Origin of the sequence: Amycolatopsis azurea DSM 43854, assembly GCF_001995215.1 — a bacterium.
GTDB classification, from domain to species: Bacteria; Actinomycetota; Actinomycetes; order Mycobacteriales; family Pseudonocardiaceae; genus Amycolatopsis; species Amycolatopsis azurea.
Map to the genome: position 1 here is coordinate 136,799 of NZ_MUXN01000017.1, position 6,000 is coordinate 142,798.

Annotated in this window: 8 protein-coding genes; 7 read left to right on the plus strand and 1 reads right to left on the minus strand. The window is 68.2% G+C overall.

The genetic code is table 11. The annotated features are described in order from the left end of the window. Positions 1-92 precede the first annotated feature (92 nt). The gene (locus tag B0293_RS23900) at positions 93-623 is read left to right on the plus strand and encodes a hypothetical protein (protein WP_039919594.1); all 531 of its coding nucleotides are present in this window, start codon (positions 93-95) and stop codon (positions 621-623) included. 99 nt (positions 624-722) lie between these two features. Here the strand turns inward: B0293_RS23900 and B0293_RS23905 are convergent, their stop codons facing one another. Next, positions 723-1,769: an alpha/beta hydrolase gene (locus tag B0293_RS23905; protein WP_005166415.1), complete on the minus strand. Its 1,047-nt coding sequence runs from the start codon at positions 1,767-1,769 to the stop codon at positions 723-725. Positions 1,770-1,917: 148 nt separating this feature from the next. Between B0293_RS23905 and B0293_RS23910 the strand changes: the two genes are divergently transcribed. The 6 genes from B0293_RS23910 (at position 1,918) to B0293_RS23935 (ending at position 5,920) form a co-directional block, all read left to right on the plus strand. After that, on the plus strand, positions 1,918-2,493 hold the full coding sequence (locus tag B0293_RS23910; RefSeq protein ID WP_005166416.1) for an NADPH-dependent FMN reductase: 576 nt from the start codon (positions 1,918-1,920) through the stop codon (positions 2,491-2,493). 138 nt (positions 2,494-2,631) lie between these two features. After that, positions 2,632-3,054, plus strand: coding sequence for an organic hydroperoxide resistance protein (locus B0293_RS23915; protein WP_005166417.1), 423 nt, complete (start codon positions 2,632-2,634; stop codon positions 3,052-3,054). Positions 3,055-3,113: 59 nt separating this feature from the next. Continuing rightward, positions 3,114-3,590, plus strand: coding sequence for a DNA starvation/stationary phase protection protein Dps (gene dps / locus B0293_RS23920; protein ID WP_005166418.1), 477 nt, complete (start codon positions 3,114-3,116; stop codon positions 3,588-3,590). Positions 3,591-3,662: 72 nt separating this feature from the next. After that, positions 3,663-5,036, plus strand: a complete 1,374-nt coding sequence (locus tag B0293_RS23925) for a glutamate decarboxylase (protein ID WP_005166419.1) — start codon at positions 3,663-3,665, stop codon at positions 5,034-5,036. A 62-nt stretch (positions 5,037-5,098) separates the two neighbouring features. Continuing rightward, on the plus strand, positions 5,099-5,725 hold the full coding sequence (locus tag B0293_RS23930) for a TIGR03085 family metal-binding protein (protein ID WP_039919597.1): 627 nt from the start codon (positions 5,099-5,101) through the stop codon (positions 5,723-5,725). A gap of 9 nt (positions 5,726-5,734) precedes the next feature. Further along, positions 5,735-5,920 (plus strand): 2-hydroxymuconate tautomerase, encoded by a 186-nt coding sequence (locus B0293_RS23935; RefSeq protein WP_005166421.1) that lies wholly within the window; start codon positions 5,735-5,737, stop codon positions 5,918-5,920. The last annotated feature ends 80 nt before the right edge of the window (positions 5,921-6,000 follow it).

The window sequence follows — 6,000 nt, forward strand, 5'->3', positions numbered from 1 at the left end:
GAAAAATGTGCAAACCGGTGATCGGGTGGTGTTCGGCCGATACGGCGGGTATCGATTACCTCGTCAGGTCCCAGAGGCCAGGAGGTAAGGGAATGAAAGGCAACATTGCCCGGACGATTGCCGCGGTAGCCGCGGGCAGTCTGTTGGCGGTGGCCTCAGCCGGCGCCGCGACGGCTAGTACCGATGGTGGAAAGGGTTCGTCGAATACGCAGGCGCTCGCCGCGCAGGTGCTGCAGATGCGAGACGGCCTCACCAAGGTGGCCTACGGCGGCGACGTCGCCAAGACGCGGGCGGACTTGGACAGGCTGAGCCCCGTCCTCGGTGACATCGCCGCAGGCAAGCGCTACCAGATCCAGACCGAGACACAGAAGCTCGGCGACCTCGCCCAGGGCCGCTCCGTCGAGTCCAGCAGGCTGCTGGCCGACCCGACGGCCAAGGCGCGCCAGCTGCCGCCGCTGCCGGTGCCGATCCCGTCGCTGCCGGACCTTCCCGGACCGCTGAAGATCGTCAGCGACCTGGTGAAAGCCCTGTTGACGGCCGTGACCGGCATCCTCGCCGGCCTGCTCGGCGGACTCCCTGTCCCGCCGCTGCCGGTGCCGCCGGTGCCGCTCCCCACGCCCTAGACCGGAGGTGTCGTCTGGTTCCGCCGTGCAGGGCGGCGGGCCACGAAATGGGGGCCGGAGCCCGGGTGGGGACATTTCTCCTCACCCGGGCTCTGGCCGTCACTTCGGGGCGAGGCCCAGCCGCAGGGCGCCCGCCGCTTCGGCCGTCGCCTCGCGGAACCGGCGGCCGACGCCGAGGAAGTTGATGTACCCGTGGATCAGGTCCGGCTGGCGGCTGAGCGCCACCGGGACCCCGGCCTTCCGCAATTTCTCCGCGTAAGCCTCGCCCTCGTCGCGCAGCGGATCGAAACCGGCCGTCGCGATATACGCGGGCGGCAATCCGGAAACGTCGCCGTGCAGCGGGGACAGTTTCGGGTTGTGCAGATCGGTGCCTTTCGGCACGTAATGGCCTTCGAACCAGGTCATATCCGAATCGGTGAGGAACAGGTCCTCCGCGAACAATTCCCGGGACCGGCGGCGCACGGTGAAATCCGTCGCCGGATAGAACAGCAGCTGGAACGCCGGGATCCCGCCGCCGCGTTTCACCGCCTGCTGTGCGGTCACCGCCGCGAGGTTCCCGCCCGCGCTGTCGCCGCCGACGGCGATGCGGGCCGGGTCGGCGCCCAGGTCCCGCGCCTTCGCGAAGGCGTACTCGAACGCCGCGATCGCGTCTTCGGTCGCGCCGGGGAACTGCGTCTCGGGCGCGAGCCGGTACTCCACCGAAAGCACCCGCACCCCGGCCTGTTTCGCCAGGTAGCGGACGGTGTTGTCGTGCGAGACGCGGCTGCCGACCACCCAGCCGCCGCCGTGGAAGAACACCAGCAGGCCGGACGGGTCCGGGAGGCCGGCGGGCGTGTAGAGCGTGGCGGGCACGTCGCCGTCGCCGGTCGGGATCCGCAGCTCCTTGGTGGCGACCGGCTCGATCGTCGGTCCGCTGACCAGGTGCCTGCTCGCCAGGAGCAGGCGGCGCGACTCTTCGACGCTTCCCCGCACCAGTGACGCCTTCGCCAGCTTCTGGAGGCGAAGCAGGAGCTGGGCGTCGAGGGCGAGTTCCTGTCCGTCCAGCCGGAGCGGCGGACCGGCGATGGCCCTTCTGATCGGCTGCGGGAGCCAGAACGCCAGCTGCGAAAACGCGGCCTCGGCACGGATCTGGAGCGGTATCGCCATGTCTCCTCCTGGGGGCTTCCCGACAGGTTACTTGCGAGTAGGTAGACCGTCCAGCGGGACCGGCGGCCGTTGAGTCGAACGAGTGTGACGCAGGACTCCGTTCCAGATCGTGGTCCTCCACTTAAGTAGAGGGGTTAGCCTCGAAAGCGTGACTTCGACGAACGCGGTTCATGTCCTCGGTATCGGCGGCTCCCTGCGGGAGGGCTCGCAATCCGAGCGCGCGCTGCGCATCGCCCTGGACGGCGCCGCCGAGGCCGGGGTCACCACCGAACTGATCGCCGGACCCGAGCTGGTGTTGCCGTTCTACGACACCGCGTTGGCGGAGCGGCACGAAAGGGCCGTTCGTCTGGTCGAGGCGATCCGCCGCGCCGACGGGATCGTCGTGGTCTCGCCCGGCTATCACGGCGCGTTGTCCGGCTTGGTCAAGAACGCCTTGGACTACGTCGAGGACCTGCGTGACGACGCCCGCCCGTATCTCGACGGCCGCGCGGTCGGCCTGGCCGCCGTCGCGTTCGGCTGGCAGGCCGCGGTCACCACGCTGGAGCAGCTGCGCACGATCACGCACGCGCTACGCGGCTGGGCCACCCCTTTGGGTGGTTCGATCAACACCGCGGAGACCAAGTTCGACGAGGCGGGCGGCGCCTCCGACGACAAGACCGTCCGCACGCTTCGCCTGATCGGTAGCCAGGTCGCCGAGTTCGCGCGGAGTCGCGCCGGTCACTAGTCGTTTGTTTCGGTCTTCGTCCGGGTAATTCCCGGACGTGATGCCTGCCATGGGGTGGCAAGGTTTCGCGGTTGCGGGACGTTGGCACCACAGAGACGCTCAACGGGGCGTGTCTTGAATCCAGGAGGTAGGCGAAGAATGGCTGAGGCTCTGTACACCGCTGTTGCCACCGCTCGCGGCGACGGCCGCAACGGTGAGGTCACGTCCTCCGACGGCGTCATCGACGAATCGCTGGCGATCCCGAAGGAGATGGGCGGGCCGGGCGGGGACAAGACGAACCCCGAGCAGCTGTTCGCCGCGGGCTATTCGGCCTGTTTCCACTCGGCGCTCCAGGTCGTCGCACGCGCGGCCAAGGTGAAGCTGGAGGGTTCCACCGTCTCAGCCGAGGTCAGCGTGCTCAAACAGGGCGAGGGTTTCGGTCTCGCCGTGGCACTCAAGGTTTCGCTGCCCGGTCTGGAGCAGGCGCAGGCCGATCAGCTCGTCGAGCAGGCGCACCAGGTGTGCCCCTACTCGAACGCGACCCGGGGGAACATCGAGGTCGCGCTGTCCGCGACGGTCTGATTTCCCGCGCGAGGCAGGTCCACTCCCGAACCGACTGATTTCTGAAAGGAAGACCGAAGATGGGCAAGTCTCCGATCAAGAGTCCGCTGAGCGAAGCCGACAAGGAGATCACCGGTAACGCCTTGCAGGCCACGCTGGTCGATCTGGTGGATCTGTCGCTGATCGCGAAGCAGGCCCACTGGAACGTCGTCGGCGCGAACTTCCGCAGTGTGCACCTCCAGCTCGACGAGCTGGTCGACACCGCGCGCCAGTACACCGACGAGGTCGCCGAGCGCGCCAACGCCATCGGTGTCTCGCCGAACGGCCAGGCGAAGGCCGTTGTGGAGAGCTCCGGGCTGCCGGACTATCCCGACAATTGGCAGTCCGTCGAGTCCACGGTCGGCGCGATCGTCGACATCCTCGCTGCGCTGATCGAGCGCCTGCGCAAGCGCATCGACGAGACCGACAAGAGCGACCTGGTCACCCAGGACCTGTTGATCGCGATCACGCAGGAGCTCGAAAAGGCGCACTGGATGTGGCAGGCGCAGCAGGCCTGACCTTTCACCTCTCGTGAGTGGTAGGGACGGTTCTGACCGTCCCTACCACCCGCGAGGCGCTACGTTCGGGTCATGGTGCTGCACAAGGGGAAGCCGACCGATCCGGACCGCAAGAGCGGGGCCAATCCGTTGTACGCCGGCGCGTATCCCGCGCTCGCCGCGAACATCCGGCTCCCGCACGACAGCCTCGCCGAAGATCCGCTGCCGCCCGACACCGCGCTCCAGGTGGTGCGCGACGAGTTGATGCTCGACGGCAACGCCCGGCTCAATCTGGCCACGTTCGTCACGACGTGGATGGAGCCGCAGGCGCGCGAGCTGATGGCGGAATGCGTCGACAAGAACATGATCGACAAGGACGAGTACCCGCAGACCGCGGAACTCGAGCGGCGATGCGTGAACATCCTCGCCGATCTGTGGCACGCGCCGGATCCCACGGAGGTCATGGGCTGCTCCACGACCGGGTCGTCCGAGGCCTGCATGCTCGCCGGGATGGCGTTGAAGCGCCGCTGGTCGAAGCTGGGGCGCGCCGGGAAGCCGAATCTGGTGATGGGCGCGAACGTCCAGGTGTGCTGGGAGAAGTTCTGCGAATACTGGGAGGTCGAGCCTCGGCTGGTGCCGATGGACGGCGACCGGTTCCATCTCACCGCGGACGAGGCGATCGCCCGGTGCGACGAGAACACGATCGGTGTCGTCGCGATCCTGGGGTCCACTTTCGACGGCAGTTACGAGCCGGTCGCCGAGATCGCGGCCGCGCTCGACGGGCTGCGGGACCGGTCGGGCTGGGACATCCCGGTGCATGTGGACGGTGCTTCGGGCGCGATGATCGCGCCGTTCCTGGATCCGGAGCTGGTCTGGGATTTCCGGTTGCCGAGGGTGGCGTCGATCAACACGTCCGGGCACAAGTACGGGCTGGTCTATCCCGGTGTCGGCTGGGTGCTGTGGCGGGACAAGGCGGCGTTGCCGGAGGAGCTCGTCTTCAACGTCAATTATCTCGGTGGCGACATGCCGACTTTCGCGTTGAACTTCTCGCGTCCCGGTGCCGAGGTGGCCGCGCAGTACTACACGTTCGTCCGGCTCGGGCGGGAAGGTTTCCGTGCGGTGCAACAGGCTTCGCGTGATGTGGCGACCCAGCTGGCGGACGGGATCGCCGGGCTGGGCCCGTTCGAGCTGCTGACGCGTGGTGATCAGCTGCCCGTGTTCGCCTTCACGACGAAGGCGGACGTCGAGGGCTTCGATGTGTTCGACGTGTCACGGCGGCTTCGGGAGCGTGGGTGGCTTGTCCCGGCGTACACGTTCCCGGAGAACCGGACGGATCTCGCGGTGCTGCGGATCGTGGTGCGCAACGGTTTCACGCATGATCTCGCGGATCTGCTGCTTGCTGATCTCCGGCGGCTGCTGCCGGAGCTCGATCATCGGCCTGGTCGGCGGACGGCGTTCCATCACTGAGCCGGGTGCCCTGCGTCACGCCGGATTTCCCCGGGCCCTACTGGCGCGTAACGTCGTGGGGTATGGGAGTCGCCGGAGACGAACGTCGTGCGTTGAGCGAGCTTTTCGAAGAGGTCGGGCCGGACGCGCCGACGTTGTGCGCGGGCTGGAAGACGCGGGATCTGGCGGCGCATTTGCTGGTCCGTGAGCGGCGGCCGGACGCGGCGCCGGGGATTCTGGTGCCGGCGCTGGCGTCGTACACGCAGCGGGTGCAGGACTCCTATGCGGCGCGGCCGTGGGCCGAGGTCGTCGGGAAGGTGCGTTCGGGTCCGGCCTGGTACTGGCCGACGTCGATCGGTGCGCTCGACGAGCTGACGAACAGCGCGGAGTTCCTGGTGCACCACGAGGACGTCCGGCGCGGGCAGTCCGGCTGGGAGCCGCGTCCGGCCGAGTCCGCGCGGGACGCGGCGGCGTGGAAGTCGGCCAAGCAGGCCTCGAAGCTGAATCTGCGGAAATCACCGGTCGGCGTGGTCCTGAAGACTCCCGAAGGCCGCGAAGCGCGGGTGAAGGAAGGCCCGGACACGGTGACCGTGGTCGGTGCGCCGATCGAACTGCTGCTGTTCGTTTTCGGCCGCGACGCCGCCCGGATCACCTTCGAAGGTGACGCCTACGCGGTGGACAGGCTCCGGAAGCACGACCGCGGCCTCTAAGGTGCGGTCATGCCGATGATCAGTGTCTCGATGTTCCCCGGCCGCACGGCCGAACAGAAGCAGGCCCTCGTCCGAGAGGTGACCGACGCCTTCGTCCGCACCTGCGGCGGCAACCCCGACGGCGTCTGGGTGACCATCAACGAGATCCCCGCCGAACACTGGGCTTCCGGCGGCACCCTCTTCTCGGACCGCTGACCCCACTCACCTGGGCCGAATGCCAAACCCGCCCCACCCCAGCCCCCCGCCCTCCCTGGGGGACGGCCCCGCACCCAGCG

Excerpts from the sequence above, each read along its gene's own strand:
- B0293_RS23900 (WP_039919594.1), top strand. The coding sequence starts at position 93 with ATGAAAGGCAACATTGCCCGGACGATTGCCGCGGTAGCCGCGGGCAGT.
- B0293_RS23905 (WP_005166415.1), bottom strand. The coding sequence starts at position 1,769 with ATGGCGATACCGCTCCAGATCCGTGCCGAGGCCGCGTTTTCGCAGCTG.
- B0293_RS23915 (WP_005166417.1), top strand. The coding sequence starts at position 2,632 with ATGGCTGAGGCTCTGTACACCGCTGTTGCCACCGCTCGCGGCGACGGC.
- dps (WP_005166418.1), top strand. The coding sequence starts at position 3,114 with ATGGGCAAGTCTCCGATCAAGAGTCCGCTGAGCGAAGCCGACAAGGAG.
- B0293_RS23925 (WP_005166419.1), top strand. The coding sequence starts at position 3,663 with ATGGTGCTGCACAAGGGGAAGCCGACCGATCCGGACCGCAAGAGCGGG.
- B0293_RS23930 (WP_039919597.1), top strand. The coding sequence starts at position 5,099 with ATGGGAGTCGCCGGAGACGAACGTCGTGCGTTGAGCGAGCTTTTCGAA.
- B0293_RS23935 (WP_005166421.1), top strand. The coding sequence starts at position 5,735 with ATGCCGATGATCAGTGTCTCGATGTTCCCCGGCCGCACGGCCGAACAG.